This window comes from Dyadobacter chenwenxiniae (genome assembly GCF_022869785.1).
Taxonomy (GTDB): domain Bacteria; phylum Bacteroidota; class Bacteroidia; order Cytophagales; family Spirosomataceae; genus Dyadobacter; species Dyadobacter chenwenxiniae.
In genome coordinates this window covers 7026313-7046167 of the sequence record NZ_CP094997.1, presented here as the reverse complement: position 1 = coordinate 7046167, position 19855 = coordinate 7026313, and the positions used below count along the sequence as shown (strand labels likewise).

General features: G+C 45.1%; 15 protein-coding genes. 7 read left to right on the top strand and 8 right to left on the bottom strand.

Annotation, left to right across the window (positions count from 1 at the left end):
* Window positions 1-107: 107 nt before the first annotated feature.
* The 4 genes from MUK70_RS30220 to MUK70_RS30205 all read right to left on the bottom strand — a co-directional run bounded on the left by MUK70_RS30220 (window position 108) and on the right by MUK70_RS30205 (window position 4833).
* The gene (locus tag MUK70_RS30220) at window positions 108-1337 is read right to left on the bottom strand and encodes an acetate/propionate family kinase (RefSeq protein WP_234656556.1); all 1230 of its coding nucleotides are present in this window, start codon (window positions 1335-1337) and stop codon (window positions 108-110) included.
* Window positions 1334-3427, bottom strand: coding sequence for a phosphate acetyltransferase (gene pta / locus MUK70_RS30215; protein WP_234606998.1), 2094 nt, complete (start codon window positions 3425-3427; stop codon window positions 1334-1336). Before pta ends, MUK70_RS30220 begins: the two co-directional genes overlap by 4 nt.
* 53 nt (window positions 3428-3480) lie before the next feature.
* Window positions 3481-4467, bottom strand: coding sequence for an FAD:protein FMN transferase (locus MUK70_RS30210; RefSeq protein WP_234656555.1), 987 nt, complete (start codon window positions 4465-4467; stop codon window positions 3481-3483).
* A 177-nt stretch (window positions 4468-4644) separates the two neighbouring features.
* Entirely contained in the window at window positions 4645-4833 is a 189-nt protein-coding gene (locus MUK70_RS30205) for a hypothetical protein (RefSeq protein ID WP_234606996.1), read from the bottom strand.
* 222 nt (window positions 4834-5055) lie between these two features.
* Here MUK70_RS30205 and MUK70_RS30200 point away from each other — a divergent pair, with 222 nt between their 5' ends.
* Window positions 5056-5202, top strand: coding sequence for a hypothetical protein (locus tag MUK70_RS30200; RefSeq protein ID WP_234606995.1), 147 nt, complete (start codon window positions 5056-5058; stop codon window positions 5200-5202).
* Between the two features lie 52 nt (window positions 5203-5254).
* Window positions 5255-6859, top strand: coding sequence for an amidase (locus MUK70_RS30195; RefSeq protein ID WP_234656554.1), 1605 nt, complete (start codon window positions 5255-5257; stop codon window positions 6857-6859).
* A 52-nt stretch (window positions 6860-6911) separates the two neighbouring features.
* Here the strand turns inward: MUK70_RS30195 and MUK70_RS30190 are convergent, their stop codons facing one another.
* A complete protein-coding gene (locus MUK70_RS30190; protein WP_234606993.1) occupies window positions 6912-8369 on the bottom strand; it encodes a hypothetical protein in 1458 nt (485 codons plus the stop codon).
* Window positions 8370-8658: 289 nt separating this feature from the next.
* Between MUK70_RS30190 and MUK70_RS30185 the strand changes: the two genes are divergently transcribed.
* The gene (locus MUK70_RS30185) at window positions 8659-10371 is read left to right on the top strand and encodes a twin-arginine translocation signal domain-containing protein (protein WP_234656553.1); all 1713 of its coding nucleotides are present in this window, start codon (window positions 8659-8661) and stop codon (window positions 10369-10371) included.
* A 190-nt stretch (window positions 10372-10561) separates the two neighbouring features.
* Complete coding sequence (locus tag MUK70_RS30180) at window positions 10562-11815, top strand: asparagine synthetase B (protein ID WP_234656552.1); 1254 nt, start codon at window positions 10562-10564, stop codon at window positions 11813-11815.
* A gap of 157 nt (window positions 11816-11972) precedes the next feature.
* Here MUK70_RS30180 and MUK70_RS30175 read toward each other — a convergent pair whose 3' ends face one another.
* The 3 genes from MUK70_RS30175 to MUK70_RS30165 all read right to left on the bottom strand — a co-directional run bounded on the left by MUK70_RS30175 (window position 11973) and on the right by MUK70_RS30165 (window position 14841).
* A complete protein-coding gene (locus tag MUK70_RS30175; protein WP_234656551.1) occupies window positions 11973-12917 on the bottom strand; it encodes a bifunctional helix-turn-helix transcriptional regulator/GNAT family N-acetyltransferase in 945 nt (314 codons plus the stop codon).
* Between the two features lie 374 nt (window positions 12918-13291).
* Window positions 13292-14401, bottom strand: a complete 1110-nt coding sequence (gene lpxB / locus MUK70_RS30170; protein ID WP_234656550.1) for a lipid-A-disaccharide synthase — start codon at window positions 14399-14401, stop codon at window positions 13292-13294.
* Between the two features lie 20 nt (window positions 14402-14421).
* Window positions 14422-14841, bottom strand: a complete 420-nt coding sequence (locus MUK70_RS30165) for a 6-pyruvoyl trahydropterin synthase family protein (RefSeq protein WP_234606988.1) — start codon at window positions 14839-14841, stop codon at window positions 14422-14424.
* Window positions 14842-14955: 114 nt separating this feature from the next.
* Here MUK70_RS30165 and rfaD point away from each other — a divergent pair, with 114 nt between their 5' ends.
* The 3 genes from rfaD (at window position 14956) to MUK70_RS30150 (ending at window position 19848) form a co-directional block, all read left to right on the top strand.
* Window positions 14956-15921 (top strand): ADP-glyceromanno-heptose 6-epimerase, encoded by a 966-nt coding sequence (gene rfaD, locus MUK70_RS30160; RefSeq protein ID WP_234656549.1) that lies wholly within the window; start codon window positions 14956-14958, stop codon window positions 15919-15921.
* A gap of 96 nt (window positions 15922-16017) precedes the next feature.
* Window positions 16018-17469, top strand: a complete 1452-nt coding sequence (gene sufB / locus MUK70_RS30155; RefSeq protein WP_234606986.1) for a Fe-S cluster assembly protein SufB — start codon at window positions 16018-16020, stop codon at window positions 17467-17469.
* Between the two features lie 108 nt (window positions 17470-17577).
* Window positions 17578-19848 carry a monovalent cation:proton antiporter family protein gene (locus MUK70_RS30150; RefSeq protein WP_234606985.1) on the top strand — a complete coding sequence of 757 codons (2271 nt, stop codon included), beginning with the start codon at window positions 17578-17580 and terminating at the stop codon, window positions 19846-19848.
* The last annotated feature ends 7 nt before the right edge of the window (window positions 19849-19855 follow it).

Below are 19855 nucleotides of genomic sequence, written 5' to 3'. Positions count from 1 at the left end.
TGTAATTACAAACCAAAGGTCTGCAATTTTTTTTACTCCGCAAACATTTTAAATGATTAATTTAAACAACCATTTAAAACTATAATTTAAAACTAATAATTATCGGATTAATACAATTCAATTTGCTCGCATGGCGGTTCTTCACTTAATAACTCAAAGCTCTGTTTAGCGATCTCAAACTCCTCATTGGTAGGCACTACAAGGATTTTTACACGGGATTCTGGCGTATTAATCTCATTAATCTCATCGGATTTAATCCGGTTACGCTCGGAATCGATCGTCAAACCTAAAAATTCCATATCCCTGCAGACCCTCTCACGCATGAGGGCGTCATTCTCGCCTACGCCAGCGGTGAAAATGACTGCGTCCAGCCCATTTAATATTGCGGCATAAGAGCCAATGTATTTTTTGATGCGGTAAGCAAACATGTCCGCGGCTAATTCGGCGTCATAATTACCCATTTCAAGTAGTTTTCGCACATCACGCATGTCGCTATGGCCTGTAAGCCCCATCATGCCCGATTGCTTGTTAAGCAAAACATCCATCTCATCCGGTGTTTTTTTCTCCTGCCGAAGCAAATGCAAAATAACAGACGGATCAATGTCGCCCGACCGCGTTCCCATGATGAGTCCGCTCAAAGGACCAAAACCCATGCTAGTATCCAGCGACTTCCCCGCGTCGACGGCAGTAATGCTGCACCCATTTCCTAAATGAATGCTGATGATTTTAGCATCGGGCTTTTGCAACCAGTTCATCGCCGCGGAGCTGACAAACTTGTGACTGGTGCCGTGAAACCCGTAAGCGCGGATCCGCATTTCTGAATAATATTTCTCGGGAATTGCATAGCGAAATGCGTATTCTGGCATGGATTGATGAAACGCAGTGTCGAAAACGGCAATTTGTTTTGCGTCCGGAAAAGTCTTTTCTGCTATCTCAATGCATTTATAATTAACAGGATTATGCAATGGTGCCAGGGAAAAAAGCGAGCGGATTTTTTCTTTCACTTCATCTGTCACCATAACAGCCGTCGTAAAATCTTCGCCTCCATGCACCACCCGGTGCCCGATCACTTCAATTTCACCAGTCTTTTCAATAACACCCGTTTCCGGATCGGTTAATAACTGCACAACATTTTGAAGGCCTTCGGAATGGTCTTTGACGAAGAAAGTCTTTTCTGTAAGCTTCTCCACTCCGTCCCGCTGCACTTTATGCCTGATAAAACAATTTTCTTTTCCTATCCTTTCAATGATCCCGACACAAAGCGGTTTTTGCTCGGGCATTTTGAAAAACTGATATTTAAGCGAGCTGCTTCCTGAATTGATGATGAGAATGTTCATTCTTGCTGACATTGAATGGCGGTGATTACCACGGTGTTAAAAATATCGTCGACGGTGCATCCGCGGCTCAGGTCGTTGATGGGTTTATTCAGCCCCTGCAACATCGGCCCGATTGCCAAAGCCCCCGTTTCACGCTGAACGGCTTTGTAAGTGTTATTCCCTGTGTTCAGGTCTGGAAAAATCAGCACGCTGGCCTTTCCTGCTACTTCGGAATTCGATAATTTCTGGTTGCCTACAATCGGGTCCACAGCGGCGTCATACTGGATGGGACCTTCCACTTTGAGATGCGGCGCCCGCTCCTTTACAAGAGCCGTCGCCTCGCGAACACGTTCCACATCCTCGCCTTCTCCCGAAGTTCCGGATGAATAAGACAGCATTGCAATGCGCGGTTCAATGCCAAATCTCGCACTGCTTTCGGCGGATGAAATAGCGATATCGGCAAGCTGGGAAGCCGTTGGGTTTGGGTTTACGGCACAGTCGCCAAAGATCGCGACGCGGTCCGGGAGGCACATAAAGAAGATGGACGAGACGATGGAAACGCCTGGTTTTGTTTTGATAAACTGCAATGCGGGCCGGATCGTGTGCTGCGTCGTGTGCACCGCGCCGGAAACCATTCCATCCGCATGACCTTTGTAAACCATCATTGTGCCGAAATACGAGACATCCGTCATCAGGTCGCGCGCCATTTCCAGGTTTACATTTTTATTTTTCCGGAGCTCATACAGTGTCTCTACATAATCTTCATAATGTTCCGAATGAGTTGGATTTACAACCCTGACTATATTCAGGTCGAGATCTATTCCCAGCCTTTTAATAGCAGCGGCAACTTCCGTTGGATCACCAAGGATCGTCAGGTCCACCACATTCTGGCCAACTAACCTGGCAGCCGCCCGTAAAATCCGGTCATCATTGCCTTCCGGCAGGACAATGTGCTTTTTCTGGCTTTTCGCCCATTTCACCAGTTGATACTGAAACATATGTGGCGTGATTCCTTCTGGCTGGAATGTGATGATTTTATCATCCAGCTTTTTCATATCCACATATTTTTCAAAAGTGTCGATCGCCAGCTCGATCTTTTTCGTGTTGTCCGCAGTAATTCGCGAATGTATCGCACCAATGGCCGTCGTCGTTCCAAATGTGCCTTGCTGTACGGCAATGATGGGGATAATGTTTTGCAAACCTTCCACCAGCCTCATTACCGGCTCTTCGGGAATGGTTCCGGCCGTCAGAACAATGCCTGCAACTTTGGGATAATTGGTGGAAAGGTTAGCCTGCAATGCACCGATCACAATGTCGCCCCGGTCGCCGGGTGTGATGATCAGCACATTCTCTTTGATATGGTTCAGAAAGTTGGGCAGCATCATGGCACCGGTCACGTAGTTGTCAACCTGGCTCGAAAGCAAATGTTCCCCAAAAAGCACTTTGGCGTCGAGCGCATCGGCAATTTCGCGCATAGTAGGACTTAGCAGCGCTTTTTCCCAGGGAATCACCGTGAGCATAATGTCGTCCGGTAACTGCATCCGCAGCAATTCCCTGACGTCTTCCACTTGTTCGGCCTTAACCCGATTCGCCACAATGCCCAGCACCTGGACTTCACGCGATTCAAAATTTCGCAGCACATTCAGCGCTGAATTAATAATCTGAGCCGTAGATTTATTTTCACCATTGATGATTGTCAGCACCGGCGCACCAAGGTTTTTAGCAATCGCCGCGTTGGATTCGAATTCAAAGGCAATTCCTTCACCTAAAAAGTCACTTCCTTCAATGACGGTAAAATCGTAATCCTCTTCCAGCTTTTTAAACTTGCTGATAATGGTGTTGATCATTTCGCCCCAGTTTTCCGATTCGGGGTGTTGCAAAACTTCCTGCCGGGTAAAAGCGAATGTATCCTCGTAAGCAATAGGCAATGAAAAGTAACTAATAATGGCCTCAATGTGCTTGTCTTTCCGCCCGGGTTCCTGCTGGGAAATGATGGGTTTAAAAAAACCGATTTTTTGTGTTTTGGACAAAAGCATATTAACAAGGCCCAATGCAATCACTGACTTCCCTGCATATGGCTCTGCGGAAGCGATAAAAATAGTCTTTGTCATAAATTTTAGCTGAAAAAGCGGTAAGCTATGCTTTCAAGGTGAGGGTTAAAAAACTATTCCAATGTATTCCATTCGGCCACACGCTCATCCTGCCTTTCCACCAGCCAAACTTTACTGTCAGGAAACCGTGCGATGATCTTCTTGCTTTTCGCGATTCCTGCCACACTGAATGCTGTCGCTAGTGCATCCGCAACGGTCCCATCCAGCGAAATAACAGTTGTTCGCACGTGAAATAACAGCCCTATGCCCGTTTTCGGATCGACAATGTGCGAATATCTGGTCCCATTATATTCCATAAAACGATACGTTGGGCCGGAGGTGGCGAGCGCCACGTTTGATAATGCCATTGTTTTAAGCGAATCACTGCCATTTGAAATGGTAATGTTCCAGCCTTCTGTCCCCGGTGGCGGACTGGTGAGAACGATTTTTCCGCCGGCATCCATCATAATTGATTTTATACCAAAGGTCTGCAAGACTTTCACCGCTTCTTCGGCGGCGAATCCTTTCCCAAGACCACCAATGTCCAGCCGCATCCCCTTTTGTGACAGAAATACTTTTTTGGATTTCGGGTCAAGCTTCATTTTTGTGTAACCCGTTTTCGCCATCGCTTCCTTAATTTCGCTTTCCTTCGGAAAAATGCCCTTCCTGGTCGCGTGGCGCCACATCTGCACCACCGGGCCCAAAGTTGCGTCAAAAGCCCCATCCGTTTTTACGCTGATATCCTGACTGATGGCCAGAATGTTGAAGAGATCATCACTCACCGGCACCCATTTGCCGCTTCCGGACTGGGCCGAAAGCATGTTTATTTCACTTCCATCGCGGTAATCGCTTAAAAGTTCGTTCAGTTTCTCAATTCTTTTAAATGCACTTTGGGCTGCAATGTTAGCTACGGAATCGTTTTTTGCATAAAACACGAGCTTAAATGGAGAGCCCATCATGCCTTGTTCAAAACTATATCTACTTTCCTGGGCATAAGTGAACGAAGTCACTGCACTTAGTCCCCATATAAAAACGCATTTAACAATCCTTTCTGAAAACATTCCGGCCATTTTGGTTACTACGACTAACTATATGGATAAAGCCCAAAAGTATTCGATTTGGAAGAATAACTTCTCATGACCTCGGAATGTTGCCATGTTTATGTAGTATATGAACAAAAAAAGGGGCAGAATCTGATTTCTGCACCCATTTATATTATTCAATATGTCAAGATCGTATTATCCGAAATAATCCGCCATGTGATTCCGGTCCGCATGCTGGTGCGAATGTGAATCAATAGCGTCTTTAATCAATCCTACACCGATAAACGGCAAGGACACGATGGTAGAAATGATCATGGCAACAAACAAAATTGTTGCGAAAAGTAACTTACCTGAATAATATATGACGTTTGATAAGAAGTCCATGACAATTACTGTTTATGTGATATTTTTCAATGACAAAGTTAAAAAAATAACCGTGCCAGAGAAATTATATATGATAATTTTATTAGATATTTATATCATTTAAAGGCATTTAGCTATTTATAACTATGCCTAGTTATACTTACTATATCTATTTGTCAAAAACATTCTAAGCGCAAGAAAGTACAGTATAATTTATTCTACAATTCACACACACTCATAGCAATGACCGAAATTATTATAGTAACCCTTCGATTCTTATTCGCCCTGATTCTCGGCGTAGCAACGGTTGTCACCGTCATTATGATCGGACCGTTCTGGCTGATTTTCTGGATCTGGAAACAGCTTACTGAAAAAAAATCCCGCCGTTAACATTTCACTACGGAGACTTTTTATATTGCATCTGAACCTATGATAATGCTTTATGAAAAGAAGAAACTTTGTGCGTCTGGCTTCTGCTGCTGGAATTACTACTGTTGCGTTTCCATTTTTTCAATGTCAGACCAAATCGGCAAACCAGGAAAAGCACGAGCCGTCCAAATTCGCATTAGCCGAAATGACGGTCGTGCAAATGCAGGAGCAGATGAAGCAGGGCAAATTATCATCTCGCTCAATCACAGAGCATTACCTTGATCAAATTGCTGCTTTTGATAAAAAAGGGCCGAAGATCAATGCAGTGATCGAAGTCAACCCGGACGCACTTGCCATTGCGGATGCGATGGATGCGGAGCGAAAAAACGGGAAGGTCCGGGGGCCGATGCACGGCATTCCGGTGCTGATCAAGGATAACATTGATACGAAGGATAAAATGCAAACAACTGCGGGCTCAATCGCACTTGCCGGCAACATTGCTTCTGTGGATGCATTTGTAGTCAAGAAAATGCGCGAAGCCGGAACGGTTATTCTCGGCAAAACCAATATGAGCGAATGGGCTAACTTTCGGTCTACGCGTTCGTCGAGCGGATGGAGCAGCCGTGGCGGGCAAACCAGGAATCCGTACATACTGGACCGTTCCCCTTGCGGTTCCAGTTCGGGATCAGGCGCGGCCGTTGCCGCAAATTTCTGCGCTGTGGCTGTAGGCACGGAAACCAACGGTTCCATCGCATGCCCGGCAGCGATGAATGGTGTGGTCGGCATCAAACCGACGGTGGGGTTGGTAAGCCGCTCAGGCATTATCCCCATATCGGCAACTCAGGACACGGCCGGACCACTCGGAAGGACGGTTGCGGATGCCGCCATGTTACTTAGCGCAATGGTGGGGGCCGACCCCAACGATCCAGCAAAAACTGCCGTTGATTATAAAATTTTCACCGACTTCACCGCTTCCCTTTACCCTAACGGCTTGAAAGGAAAGCGCATCGGAATTGAAAAAGATTTTCTGAAACAACACGAAGATGTGGATGCTTTGCTAAAAAAAGCATTGGATCAAATGAGGGAAAAAGGGGCTGTGATTGTAGAAGTGAATTATATGAAGACGCAAAAAGTGGACGGAGCCGAGTCTATTCTGCTACATTATGAATTTAAGGATGGTTTGAATAAATATCTTTCCAAATCAAACTCAAAAATAAAGTCTTTGGAAGCACTGATCGCGTTCAACAAAGCCAATGCTGCAAAGGCAATGCCTTATTTCCAGCAGGAATTACTGGAAATCTCGCAGGAAAAAGGCGATCTAGAATCGAAGGAATACAAAGAAGCCCTGAAAAAAATATTAAATGTGAGAAATACATTGAATGCACTGTTTGAGTCAGAAAAACTGGATGCGCTTTGTGGACCAGCAACCGGCCCTGCCTGGTGCAATGACCTGGTTAACGGAGACTTTTGGACTGGTTACGGCGGTTATGGACCAGCTGCGATATCCGGATTCCCTTCCGTAACTGTTCCTATGGGTGCTGTGAATGAGCTTCCCGTCGGCATTTCATTTTTGGGTAAAGCATTTGGAGAGCCGGACCTGATTCGCATTGCTTATGCCTATGAGCAAGCCTCTAAAAACAGAAAAGCCCCCAGGTTTATTGAAACGGTTAAAGCATAAAGCTGACCTCGTTTCAATTACCGGGGGCTGTGAAGATATCAGAAGGTTGGCGTTATCTTGCTAAATAAAGTTCATAAATCGAGCCTTTCTGACCCAGGAACTGGTTGGCTTCCTGCTGCGAGTAAATTGTCAGGCCCAATTCATAAAAATCTTCAAACTGATTATACGGATAAGGCTTAAATGTCACCTTATCGGGGAAAAGCATGGACGTTACAACGTTTTCCTGCAATGCCCGCCGGATCTGCGATATCGGGACGATGAGGCCCATGAATAAAAACAGCATGAGTGGATAGGCAACTTTCAGTTTGTACCAGTTGGGCCGCTCTTTGATCCAGACGGAAAAACCTTGCAGGATAAACAAAGAAAGCAATGTCAGAACCGGTGTATTTCCCCTCAGGAACCAGTCGTTCCACTTGCCCATTCTTACGAGCGAAATAAGGATTAGCAGCATAAATAATGCAAGAATGATATCCTTATTGATATTTTTATGAAGGTTAAGAATGAAAACAATGCCGACCAAAACACCCAGATCGATCACTACGCCGAAGAAATAGTGGAACGCGATTTCGTTCAGCGGATTAAACTGCCAGATAAAACCAGCAATCACAGAACCTTTACCTGATAAAAAATAGAAAAAAGTAGGAACGAAAAGCATTCCGGGGATGAGAATGTCGATCATGACTTGGCGCTGGAAAAATGCCCGGATATCATTGCGGTAACGCAGCACGACAAGCATAGAAAAAATGATCACAAAAACGATCGACGGAAAAATCCCCCAGATAAAAATCGCGATAACGGCCAGGAAGCTCCTCTCGGGCTTTTTCAGATACACATAATCATGAAAAAGAATGGAGGAAACGATAATGATAGGGATAAGTTGGTTTGGTGCCCATTGCGCCTGATAAAGCACAGGCCAGATTTCCGTAAAAAACGGCGGTACATGATAATTTAAGCCGATTAGTCGGAGCGTAACCACTTTCACCAAATGTCCGACGCCGCCTAATGAGAGGAACAGCATCAGAGAAAGATAGCTCTTCCCAGTAAAAATGAATATCCAGCAAAAGCCAAGAAACAAGCCAACGGAGGCCCACAAATAAAGTGCGATGCCTGATAATTCGCCCAGCATTTTGGAAATCAATGCGGGAACAAGGAAGAAACCGAAGTAATGACAAGCATAACGGCCATTGGCTTTGAACAAAACCGGCCAGTCATGATTAAAAAGTGTATAATATTTAGAATTATGCGCCCAGTAATCAAAAGCCTGAAAGCAAAAGCCACCAATGCCGGAAAATGCAATGATCAGCAGCGATATGAAGGAAATTTGAATGAGCTGCTTATTACTGATTTCCGCGAGGCTGCTTTTTTCAAGGCGGAAATTGTAAACAAATATGCAGACAATGCCCAGGGCCAGCATCAACGACAAGGGCAAACGGAACCAACCCAGTGAAAAAATAAGGTTCGGCAAAAGAAGATACCCCAGGCTTAAATTTCGAAGTAGAGTTGTTTTCATTTAATAGCCAGGAAAATAGTGAGTTATAATTTGCAGATGAAATGCGCAGGAAAGCTCGGCGCTACTGTATAATAAAGCTCCCGAAAAATCAGGGCTTTTGAAAATACAATTAGCAAGCGGTTGAAGAAACATCTTGTTATCGGGGAAACGGGTTCAAATTTGCCTGAATTTTATCTCAAATCCTAAGGCCGCTTTTACAAATAAATTGAAAAGTTGTAATAAGAATTCTACAAACCAGTAACCCGCCGGTTTTCGATTCTTTTGTCTGCATTTGTAACGATTTGCCTGCATGAACAGAAGAAATTTTGTAAAGGGAACAACCGTCGCTATTTGCGCTTTGCCCATTGCTTCGGCCATGGCCTTTAGTCCTGTAAACAAGAGGATACAAAATGTGCCGGAATGGTTGGAAGCGCTGGTTAAACAAAATGATATCGGCGTTGAGGCAATCAAGAAATTGCAAATCAAAGAGACTGCAAATCCTGCTTATGGCGGGCTTATGGACGCTTTTGAGGTGGTCAACCCACACACAACATCGGCGCTGATCCAGGCAGGGGCTAATGCAATCTCTTCGCCTGGTTCCCGGTTTTTCCGGTCAAACGAATTGCTTGCAGACATGAACCTGGCCACGCTTTATCTCGTTAAAACACAGCACGAGGATGGCACTATTGATCTGCTTTCTACCAACTTCCATTCCACACCAGACACTGGGTTTCTCGTCAAGCGGCTGGTGACTGCCTATACGCTGATCCAAAAATCGGAAACCAGCGGTGGCGATAAAATGCTGACAAACCTCAAAACATTCCTCATCCGTGGGGGCAACGCGCTGTCGGTAGGTGGAATACACACGCCCAATCACCGGTGGGTTGTTTGCGCCGCGCTCGCGAAGCTCAACTCACTTTGGCCCGATCCCAAATACGTTGCCCGGGCGGAGCAATGGCTCGGCGAACACATTGACATTGATCAGGACGGCCAGTATAATGAGAAAAGCACGTTCATTTACTCATCATTGACAGACCGGCTGCTGATCACGATTGCCAGCGGTTTCAATAAACCCGAACTGCTGGACAGCGTCCGCAAGAATCTCGATATGACTATGTTCTATGTGCATCCGAATGGCGAAATTGTTACGGATGCTTCTGGACGCCAGGATAAGGCCCTGGTCGGGACGTTGGAAAATTATTACTATCCTTATCGCTACCTGGCCTTGAAAGACCAAAACGGTGCGTATGCTGCAATGTGTCAAATGATTGAAAAAACAGCCGGGTTGAAAATCGGCGGTTTTCTGGATTACTATCTGTCCGATCAGACATTATGGAAAGAATTGCCTGCGCCCAAGCCATTACCTGTCAATTATGTTAAGACTTTTCCAAACTCCGGCCTGGTCAGGATCCGGCGAGGGAATTGGGACAGCACATTGATCGCCAATAATCCTTCCTGGCTCACATTCATGAAAGGAAATGCAGTTTTGCAGGGCGTGCGACTGGCTTCCTCATTTTTTGGCAAAGGACAATTTCAATCGGAAAAGCTGGATGAAAAAGGAAAAACCTGGGAGCTGGCCCAAACACTGGACGGGCCGTATTTTCAGCCTTATCCCAAAGATTTCATTTCGAAAGACGGAGATTGGGAAAAAATGCCGCGGTTGTTCCGACCTGTTAGCGAAGTCCAAAATCTGGAAACAAGAATCCTGATCAGCGAAACAGAAAACGGGATGCAAATTGACATTCAAACCATAGGCACCGAACGGGTTCCCTTAGCTGTTGAACTGATTTTCAGGCCGGGCGGCACATTCACCGGGCTCACCCGAATTGAAAACACCAAAGATTCGTGGCTGCTGAAAGAAGGAACCGGAAGTTATAGCTTTAATGGTGACACGATTTCTTTTGGTCCGGGGATTGGCTTGCACAAGAACATTGCATTACGCGGCGCACTCCCGCCTGTTGAAGCACCGACTGTGTTCCTGACTGGTTTTACGCCTTTCAAGCATACCATTCGCTTTTCCTAACCATTAGGCTCTGGCCAGCGCGTCGCCGCACCTGTTTCATTGTGACAAACCGGCCTTACCTGCACTTCAATTTAATTTCAAAAAAATACATAAAACACTTACAGGCAACTATTTAATATGCTGAATATTACATAAATTTGATTTTACCCTCCCCTGTTTTCTGGCGCTAAAAATTTTAACCTGTCACATTATGCTGAAGAGGTTTCTATTGCTCGTTTTGGTGCTCGCTTCGCATATCTGTCTTGCGAATCAGATCCTTGTCCCGATGGATAATACGCAGACCAATCACCTGAAAGCTTACGGGTTGGCCTATTCGCTTTTGAAAGATGAGATCGATGTGGATTGGCTGCTGAATTACCGTGGCGGGAGCTTCAAAGTAGGTTATAGCAAGTCCATTGAGAATGAATGCAAGCTCCGCGCCATCTCCTATGAGGTCTTATCCGAATCCGCCAGCGCCCAGATCGTGAGCCAGATCAGTGATCCGAACGTGAATATGGATGTCATTAAGCTGCATAAGGCCGCAAAAATCGCCGTGTATTCCCCTATTAAGATCAGTCCATCCGAATTTGAGAATACAGATGCTGTTTTATTGGTTTTAAAATATGCAGAAATCCCTTTTGAAGTCATTTATGATGAAGAAATCCTGAAAGGCGATTTGCCCAAATATGACTGGCTGCATTTGCACCACGAAGATTTCACGGGTCAATTTGGTAAAAGCCTGCGGCGCACGACGCCTGCGGATGTGAAAGCGCAGGAAGCGATCGCGAGCCGTTTTGGTTTTGCCAAAGTGCCGCAGATGAAACTGGCAGTTGCCAAAGCGATTAAAGAGTTCTGTGCGGGCGGCGGCTTCCTGTTCGCAATGTGCTCAGGTGCAGAAACTTTCGACATTGCACTGGCGGCCGAAGGTATTGATATCGTGGACAATATGGATGGCGATGGCGCGGACCCGGACGCGCAGTCCAAGCTGGATTTTGAAAAAACTTTTGCATTTCAAAACTTCAAATTGCAACTCGACGAATACGAGGGAATGACTTTCTCGGACATCAATTCTTCCGCAGGCCGTTTCCGCAACTGGGGTGAGGATGGCGCTTACTTTTCACTCTTTGATTTTTCTGCCAAATGGGATGTGATTCCCGCTATGCTTGTTCAGAATCATGAGCATCTGGTGAGGGAATTTATGGGACAAACTACTGCTTTCTCAAAACATACGGTTAAACCAGGCGTGCTGGTGATGGGCACGACGACCTCATCAGACCGCTACATTTATGGTGAACTGGGCCGGGGACAATGGACATTTTATGGTGGCCATGACCCGGAAGGACGAGGCGGAGGCGGCCGAAGAATGCCCACGGACCTGAATTTGTACCCCAACTCCCCAGGTTACCGGCTGATATTGAACAATGTGTTATTTCCGTCTGCAAAGAAGAAAAAGCGCAAAACCTAGCAGATAACTCCGGAGGAGTAACCTGTTTAGAGAAGAAATTCGGTCATTTTGTTGGCTCCGGAGGAGCCTCCTGACTACGTCGACATTAGGAAACTCCTTCGGAGTTGTTCCGTGCAACGATAATTGTTTTCCAGAAACAGGAGGCCCTTCGGGCAATTTAGAGAACCAGCTCCATCTTTATATCGGCGCGTTTGAAGTTGTGACCGGTTAATGGCACTTCAATGAAGCCCAGCTTTTTGTAAAGGTTAATCCCTGCTGCTGAGCCTTTTTTGTTGGAATACAAAATAACTTTTTCCGCTCCGAGTTCTCGCGCTTTCTCAATGATCGCATTGCCCAGCAAATCCCCGATTTTCTTGCCGCGCATTTCTTTCGAAACCGTCATTTTACTCATTTCTACAACGCCAGGGTCGCCTTGTTTCAAGGCGCAGGTGCCGACCGTTTCTCCTTGGTAGAGCGCTATTAATATGGCGCCTCCATCTTTCAAATAGTATTTTTCAGGGTCTTCAAGCACTTTTTCATCCTCCGGCTCGACTTCGTAGGCGTCGGAGATCCAGGCGTAATTCAGGTCATAGAATGCTTCTGCGTGCTCGCGCTTGTAGTCTACAATTTTAACTGCCAAAGTCGTTTCTTCCTGACTTAGACGCTGATAGCGATCAAAAAAACCCTCTTTTTTCAATTGGTATTCTGTTTCATCCATGGCTAGTAAAAGGTTATTTGCTGTATTTGTAATGTCTTCTGCCGCTTTGCGTATCACTTCCCAGATGGGCTGCATCTTCTGAACCAATATTTGCGCCTTTTCCGAAAGGCGAACCATTCGTTTACGTTCATCCCGCCCGTCCTTGAATGATTCAACCAATCCTTCTTTCTCCAATTCCTTAAGCAATGTAATCGTCGAAGGATGCGCATAACCAATCTCCTCCGAAAGTTCCAGAATGCTCAGTGCCTGTTTCACGTACAGCGCATAAATAACCGGGAACCATTTCGGTTCGAAATCAATGTTGTTCGCCTTATAAATCAGCGCCCCATCCTTTCGGAATTGGTCACTGAGCTGTTGTAATCGAGTTGAAATGGCCAGGCCACCGAGTTCGTTGAAAATGTTCACTTTTATGAATCTGATTTATCAGTATAAATATACGTAGATAACTACGTAAATGCAAATTTAAAAACGATGTTGATGCTTTTCGACAGTATGTCAGCTCCGCAGGAGCAACCTGTTTCTAGAAAAGCACGAAGAGTTGCAGGTTCGGCTACAGAGTAGCCTCCTATGTTCTAGCTAGGAAACCCGCAGAGTTCCTACAAAATTTCCAGAAAACATTAACCAAGAATGCCTGGCTGCAGCGCAGCCTCCTGAGCTGGCACCAGGAAACTCCTCCGGAGTTCAACAAAAATTTCGAACATGATTTCTAGAAACAGGGAGCCCGTCCCGGGCTTCGCTAGGGAGCAATCTGAGGGTGCTCTACTGCTAGGCTGGGTTGATCATTTCAAATAATCAACTATCAATCCACCCGCTCGCTCCGACGCTCCTGGCCCGCCGACCAAGCTTTTTAATGTCTCATAGTTGCTCATTTGCTGCTCATGCTTTGCTCCGTCAGGCAGGATTTGTCTTAACTCTGCAACCAATAAATCCTCATTCAAACCATCTTGAATCAACTCCCTAACCGCTTCTTTCTCCAAAATAAGATTAACCAGTGAAATGAACGGAACGCGGATGAGGCGTTTGGCGATGGCGTAGGAAAATGCGCTCGTTTTATAGCAGACCACTTCGGGAACACTGAACAGTGCTGTTTCTAATGTAGCTGTCCCCGATGTTACCAATGCAGCGTCGGCAATGTTTAGCAAATCGTAAGTTGATTCGTAGACAATGATTGCATTATGCGCTGCAATGTACTTTTCGTATAAGGTTTTTGGCAGGTTACTAACGCCTGCGATCACAAACTGATGACCAGGGAAATGTGGCTGGACAGTTAGCATAATGTCCAGCATGCCTATAATTTCCTGTTGGCGACTGCCTGGAAGTAACGCTATTATGGGCTTGTCGGATCTGAGGTTGTTCTTTTGCTTGAACTCAGGATCGGGTTTGAAAGCTGCAATGGCGTCCATGAGCGGATTGCCCACGTAATCCACTTTGTAATCGAACTTCTTGTAAAAATCGATTTCAAATGGAAAGATCACGAACATGTGATCTACATTCCGCTTGATCTTTAATGCGCGTTTTTGATTCCAGGCCCAGACTTTGGGGGAAATGTAGTAAAACACTTTCAAGCCTTTTGACTTTGCAAAAGACGCTATACGTAAGTTAAAACCCGGGTAATCGATCAAAATCAGCGCGTCGGGCTTGTATTCAAGAATATCCGCTTTGCATTTTTTGAGAAAACCTGAAATTTTGTGCAGGTTAAGGGCCACTTCCAGGAAACCCATAAAGGCTGTGTCCTTATAATGCGTAACCGGGTCCATGCCTGCGCCCGCCATCATATCACCTCCCCAGCCACGAAACTGCGCATGGGGATCATTCTCACGGATTCCGCCGATGAGGTTGGAGCCGTGCAAATCTCCCGAACGCTCTCCTGCAATGAGGTAATATTTCATCTCGACTAGTCAGTTGGCGCTTATTCGCCGTAATACTCTACAAAATTCTTCGGCGTTTCAACCAGCTTAATGTAATGCAGCTTAGAATTCGGGGATGCTTCTGCAATGGCTGGTGCAAGGATATTCCATATTTCGGTTACAAATATTTCGCAGGAAGCCATTTTGCCGTGCATAAAATCAACGTCCAGATTGAGATTTTTATGGTCCACTTTATCCACCACTTTTTCCTTCACTATATCGCCCAGCACTTTCAGATCAATGACAAATCCCGTGTCCGGATCCGGTTTTCCTTTTACCGTAACAATCAGCTCAAAATTGTGTCCATGCCAGTTGTTGTTGGCACACGGGCCAAATACTTCCTGGTTTTTTTCATCAGACCAGGCCGGATTAAAAAGCCGGTGGGCTGCATTGAAATGCTCTTTTCTGGTTACGTAAATCATAAATCTTCTCCTCCTTGATAAATAGGGTACAAAATTACATCTTGTATCCGTAGTTTTGCAGTTTAACAAGAGGATAACAAAAAAAATGCTATCATTCAAAATATAATCTCTCTCATGATTATCGTAACAGGTGCAGCCGGATTCATTGGCAGCGGGCTTATTAGCCGCTTAAATCAGGACGGTTTCAAAAGCATTATTGCAGTAGATGATTTTTCCAAAATCGAGAAAGCAGAAAACCTTGAAGGGAAAACAATTCAGGAAAAAGTAGAAAGGGTTGAGCTCTTCAACTGGCTCGACAATAACAACCGCGATGTCGAATTTATCTTCCACATAGGCGCCCGTACAGACACAACCGAATTCGACAAAGAAATTTTTGACGAGCTTAATGTCAGCTATTCCAAACAGATCTGGGAGAAGTGCATTGCCTACCAAATTCCGCTCGTATATGCATCATCCGCAGCCACTTACGGGCTTGGCGAACACGGTTACGATGACAATGAATCCACATTATCGCAGCTAAAACCGCTCAATCCGTACGGTGATTCCAAGAATGAGTTTGATATCTGGGCATTGCAGCAAGAGAAAAAGCCGTTTTTCTGGGCAGGATTGAAGTTTTTCAATGTTTATGGCCCGAACGAATATCACAAGGGCAGAATGGCTTCTGTGGTCATGCATGCCTTCAACCAAATCAATAAAACGGAGAAAATGAAGCTCTTCCGATCGCATAACCCTGATTTCCAGGATGGCGAGCAGATGCGCGATTTTATTTATGTAAAAGACCTGATCGACGTTTGCATTTTCTTTATGCATCACCGTAAAAACTCGGGTATATACAACCTCGGAAGCGGCCGCGCACGGACATTCAAAGACCTGGTAACAAGCACATTTAATGCGATGGGCAAGCCGGCAGACATTTCGTATATTGATACGCCGGAAGATATTCGTGATAAATATCAGTATTTCACGCAGGCCAACATGAGCAAACTTCGCTCTATCGGTTTTACACGTCCGTTTACTTCATTGGAAGACGGAATTGACGACTATGTGAAGAACTATCTTTCAACGGGGGCTTACCTGTAAATCCGCATTTTTGTGTATTTTTGATGTTCTCAATAAACTCAATCCCCGTTCTCTGTGTTACTGTAATACGAAACACAGTGTGATAATAATTAGACTATGAGCAAAGAAGATGAATTGTTGGAGGAAATCACCAGTTCGGAATACAAATATGGTTTTGTAACTGATATTGAGGCAGATGAGGCTCCTATGGGGCTGAATGATGATATTGTCAGGTTTATCTCAGCCAAAAAAAATGAACCGGAATGGATGCTTGCGTGGCGTTTGAAAGCTTATCATTTGTGGCTGACAATGGCTGAACCCAAGTGGCCAAATGTTCATTATCCAAAAATCGATTTTCAGGGAATAAAATATTATTCGGCGCCTAAAAAGAAAAAGCAGGTTGACAGTCTGGACGACATTGATCCGGAATTGCGCGACACTTTTGAGCGCCTGGGAATTTCCCTCAATGAGCAAAAAAGACTTTCAGGTGTTTCCATCGCTGTCGATGCCGTAATGGATTCCGAATCGGTTTTTACGACTTTTAAAGGATCGCTGAAAGAAAAAGGAATTATCTTTTGCTCTATCAGTGAAGCCATTCGTGAACATCCTGAATTGGTTAAAAAGTATTTGGGGTCGGTTGTTCCGCCAAAAGACAATTATTATGCCGCATTGAATTCCGCTGTTTTCTCAGACGGTTCTTTTGTATATATTCCAAAAGGCGTTCGTTGCCCGATGGAGCTTTCCACTTATTTCCGTATCAATGCAGCCGGAACAGGCCAATTTGAGCGTACATTGATTATCGGTGACGCTGATAGTCACGTGAGTTACCTGGAAGGTTGCACAGCACCGATGCGTGACGAAAACCAATTGCACGCTGCGGTTGTAGAAATTTTCGCGCACGAGAATGCGAATGTCAAATATTCAACTGTTCAAAACTGGTATCCTGGTGATAAGGACGGCAAAGGAGGGATTTACAATTTCGTAACCAAACGCGGTCTTTGCGATGGCGCAGGTTCGAAAATATCCTGGACGCAAGTTGAAACCGGTTCGGCGATAACCTGGAAATATCCTTCGGTTATCCTGAAAGGTGATAATTCAATTGGCGAATTTTATTCAGTTGCTGTTACAAATAACATGCAACAGGCTGATACGGGCACGAAAATGATCCATATCGGGAAAAATACGAAGAGCCGCATAGTTTCGAAAGGAATTTCAGCTGGCAAAAGCCAGAACTCATACAGAGGACTCGTTCAGGTTTTCAAGAAAGCAGAAAAAGCGAGGAATTTCTCCCAATGTGATTCCCTTTTATTAGGTGACAAATGCGGAGCGCACACTTTCCCGTACATTGAAGTGAGCAATCCTTCCGCAACTGTCGAGCACGAAGCTACGACTTCAAAAATTGGTGAAGACATTCTTTTCTATTGCAACCAACGCGGAATCCCAACGGAGCAAGCGGTTGCTTTGATTGTTAATGGTTATGCAAAAGAGGTGTTGAACCAGCTTCCGATGGAGTTTGCTGTGGAAGCGCAGAAATTACTGGAAATCAGTCTGGAAGGCAGCGTAGGTTAATGCCATAAAGCCCCTTTTTATACGATTGCCCCTCGAAAGCCTTTGATTCGTCAAAGGCTTTTTGTATTTTATTGATCCCGAAAGAAATTAGCCGCTTAGCCCAACGATATGACGCACGTTCCACAATTAATTGTTGACCTTTCACTAATACTCACGATGGCGGGTATCATTACCCTTATTTTCAAGAAATTGAAACAGCCCATCGTGTTAGGTTATATACTGGCCGGATTACTTGTAGGACCGAATTTCAACCTTTTCCCCACCATTACCGACATTAAAACCATTGAAATATGGGCTGAGATCGGTGTTATTTTCTTGCTTTTCAACTTAGGTCTCGAATTTAGTTTTAAAAAACTGGTTAAAGTCGGAAACACGGCTGCGATAACGGGTTTGTTTGAAGTGGGAATGATGCTCGCAACAGGTTTCGTAACGGGGCAGTTACTAGGTTGGAGCAAAACGGATAGTCTTTTTCTGGGAGGGATCATCGCGATCTCCTCCACCACCATTATATTTCGTGCATTTGATGAACTAGGCCTAAAAACGCAGAAATTCACGCGTGTCGTATTGGGCATTCTGGTTATTGAAGACCTTACCGCCGTTTTGTTAATGGTTTTGCTTTCAACATTATCCATCAGTCAGCAATTTGCTGGGATGGAGCTGCTGCAATCCATTCTAAAACTATTCTTCTTCCTGACGCTCTGGTTTTTAGGCGGCATATTCGTCTTCCCAACATTACTTCGCCGTTACAGGAAATTGATGAATGATGAAAGCGTGCTCATCACATCGGTTGCGTTATGCTTTGGAATGGTTTTTCTGGTGACACAAGCCGGTTTTTCGGCTGCTTTGGGCGCATTTATTATGGGTTCCATTCTTGCGGAAACCACGCATGCGGAGAAGATCGAACATTTATTGAAGCCATTGAAAGACCTTTTCGGAGCGGTATTCTTTATATCGGTTGGTATGCTGATCAATCCGGGGTTGCTGGTTGAATATGCAGTGCCCACTGCCATTCTGGTTCTGGTGGTAATTTTGGGTAAAACAACTTTTGTTTCGCTGGGAGCAATCATTTCGGGGCAGCCGCTTAAAAAGTCGTTGCAGTCTGGAATGAGCATGTCGCAGATAGGTGAATTCTCTTTTATCATTGCCAATCTTGGCCTTTCGCTAAGCGTTACCAGTAATTTCCTTTATCCAATCGCCGTGGGAGTTTCAGTAATCACCACATTTACAACTCCTTACATGATGAGGGCATCCGAGCCGCTTTCTGAATGGCTGGAAAAACGCTTGCCGCAAAAATGGAAACATTATCTCAACAGATATGCTACGAGCACTGAAACCATTGTCCAGACCACGCATTGGAATGAAATCCTGAAATCCTATTTTCAAACGATCATCATCAATTCCGTTGTAATCATTGGAATCGTCCTAGCCTCTTCACATCAGCTGGCCGATCAATTACACACTCGAATTCCTGAAACGTATATTACTAATGCGGTTTTGTTTGGCATTACATTCCTTCTGATCTCACCGTTTCTTTGGGCATTGATTTTTAAGAGGTCAAATCGTAAAGCTTATTCGGCTATTTGGTTAAGCAGGAAATTTAGCCGCGGGCCGTTGCTTTTGCTTGAACTATCCAGAGTGCTGGTCGCGATATTGCTGATGGGTTTTCTGCTCAATTCCTTCTTCGCAACCCCAACCGCTTTAAGCGTTGCCGGGGGCATTATGATTTTAGGTTTCGCGATTTTTTACCAAAGATTACAGATCTCTTATCACCGGATTGAAGAGCGTTTCCTGCAAAATTTAAATGCGAGACAATTGGAAGGAAGCGGAAAATCGAAGAAAATATTATTGCCCTGGGACGCGCATTTCGCCTTTCTGGAAGTAAGTCCCGATTCCTCACTGATTGGTAAAACATTGCAGGAATTGAAGATCAGGGAAAATTTTGGTATTAATGTGGTGCTGATCGAGCGCGGCAGCAAAACCATTCATCTCCCCCGCCCCACCGAAGTGCTCTATCCCTGCGACCGCATTGAGGTTATCGGAACGGATGATCAGCTGGACGTTTTCCGGGGCCACATTGAAGTAAGCACCAATGGCGACGTGTACATCGCGCACGAAGACAGCATTGTACTGGAACGTGTGGAAGTAAAAAGCGAATACCATATTCGCGGCAAAAGCATCAGAAGCAGCCAGATCCGTGAAAAAACGCATGGAATGATCGTAGGCCTCGAGCGAAACGGCGAGCGTATCCTCAATCCCGATTCTTCCATGATCATTGAGAATGACGATGTGTTATGGATTGCGGGCGAAAAGGATTTGATCAAAGAATTTGTTAAAACAAAATCAGCGAACAGTGACGAAGAGATTCCGGCTTTGTCCTGAGAGCTTG

Bases quoted from the DNA above. Each gene is read 5' to 3' on its own strand.
- MUK70_RS30190 (WP_234606993.1), bottom strand. From the start codon at position 8,369: ATGAAAACAACTCTACTTCGAAATTTAAGCCTGGGGTATCTTCTTTTG.
- MUK70_RS30185 (WP_234656553.1), top strand. From the start codon at position 8,659: ATGAACAGAAGAAATTTTGTAAAGGGAACAACCGTCGCTATTTGCGCT.
- pta (WP_234606998.1), bottom strand. From the start codon at position 3,427: ATGACAAAGACTATTTTTATCGCTTCCGCAGAGCCATATGCAGGGAAG.
- rfaD (WP_234656549.1), top strand. From the start codon at position 14,956: ATGATTATCGTAACAGGTGCAGCCGGATTCATTGGCAGCGGGCTTATT.
- sufB (WP_234606986.1), top strand. From the start codon at position 16,018: ATGAGCAAAGAAGATGAATTGTTGGAGGAAATCACCAGTTCGGAATAC.
- lpxB (WP_234656550.1), bottom strand. From the start codon at position 14,401: ATGAAATATTACCTCATTGCAGGAGAGCGTTCGGGAGATTTGCACGGC.
- MUK70_RS30205 (WP_234606996.1), bottom strand. From the start codon at position 4,833: ATGGACTTCTTATCAAACGTCATATATTATTCAGGTAAGTTACTTTTC.
- MUK70_RS30210 (WP_234656555.1), bottom strand. From the start codon at position 4,467: ATGTTTTCAGAAAGGATTGTTAAATGCGTTTTTATATGGGGACTAAGT.
- MUK70_RS30195 (WP_234656554.1), top strand. From the start codon at position 5,255: ATGAAAAGAAGAAACTTTGTGCGTCTGGCTTCTGCTGCTGGAATTACT.
- MUK70_RS30220 (WP_234656556.1), bottom strand. From the start codon at position 1,337: ATGAACATTCTCATCATCAATTCAGGAAGCAGCTCGCTTAAATATCAG.
- MUK70_RS30200 (WP_234606995.1), top strand. From the start codon at position 5,056: ATGACCGAAATTATTATAGTAACCCTTCGATTCTTATTCGCCCTGATT.
- MUK70_RS30180 (WP_234656552.1), top strand. From the start codon at position 10,562: ATGCTGAAGAGGTTTCTATTGCTCGTTTTGGTGCTCGCTTCGCATATC.
- MUK70_RS30165 (WP_234606988.1), bottom strand. From the start codon at position 14,841: ATGATTTACGTAACCAGAAAAGAGCATTTCAATGCAGCCCACCGGCTT.
- MUK70_RS30150 (WP_234606985.1), top strand. From the start codon at position 17,578: ATGACGCACGTTCCACAATTAATTGTTGACCTTTCACTAATACTCACG.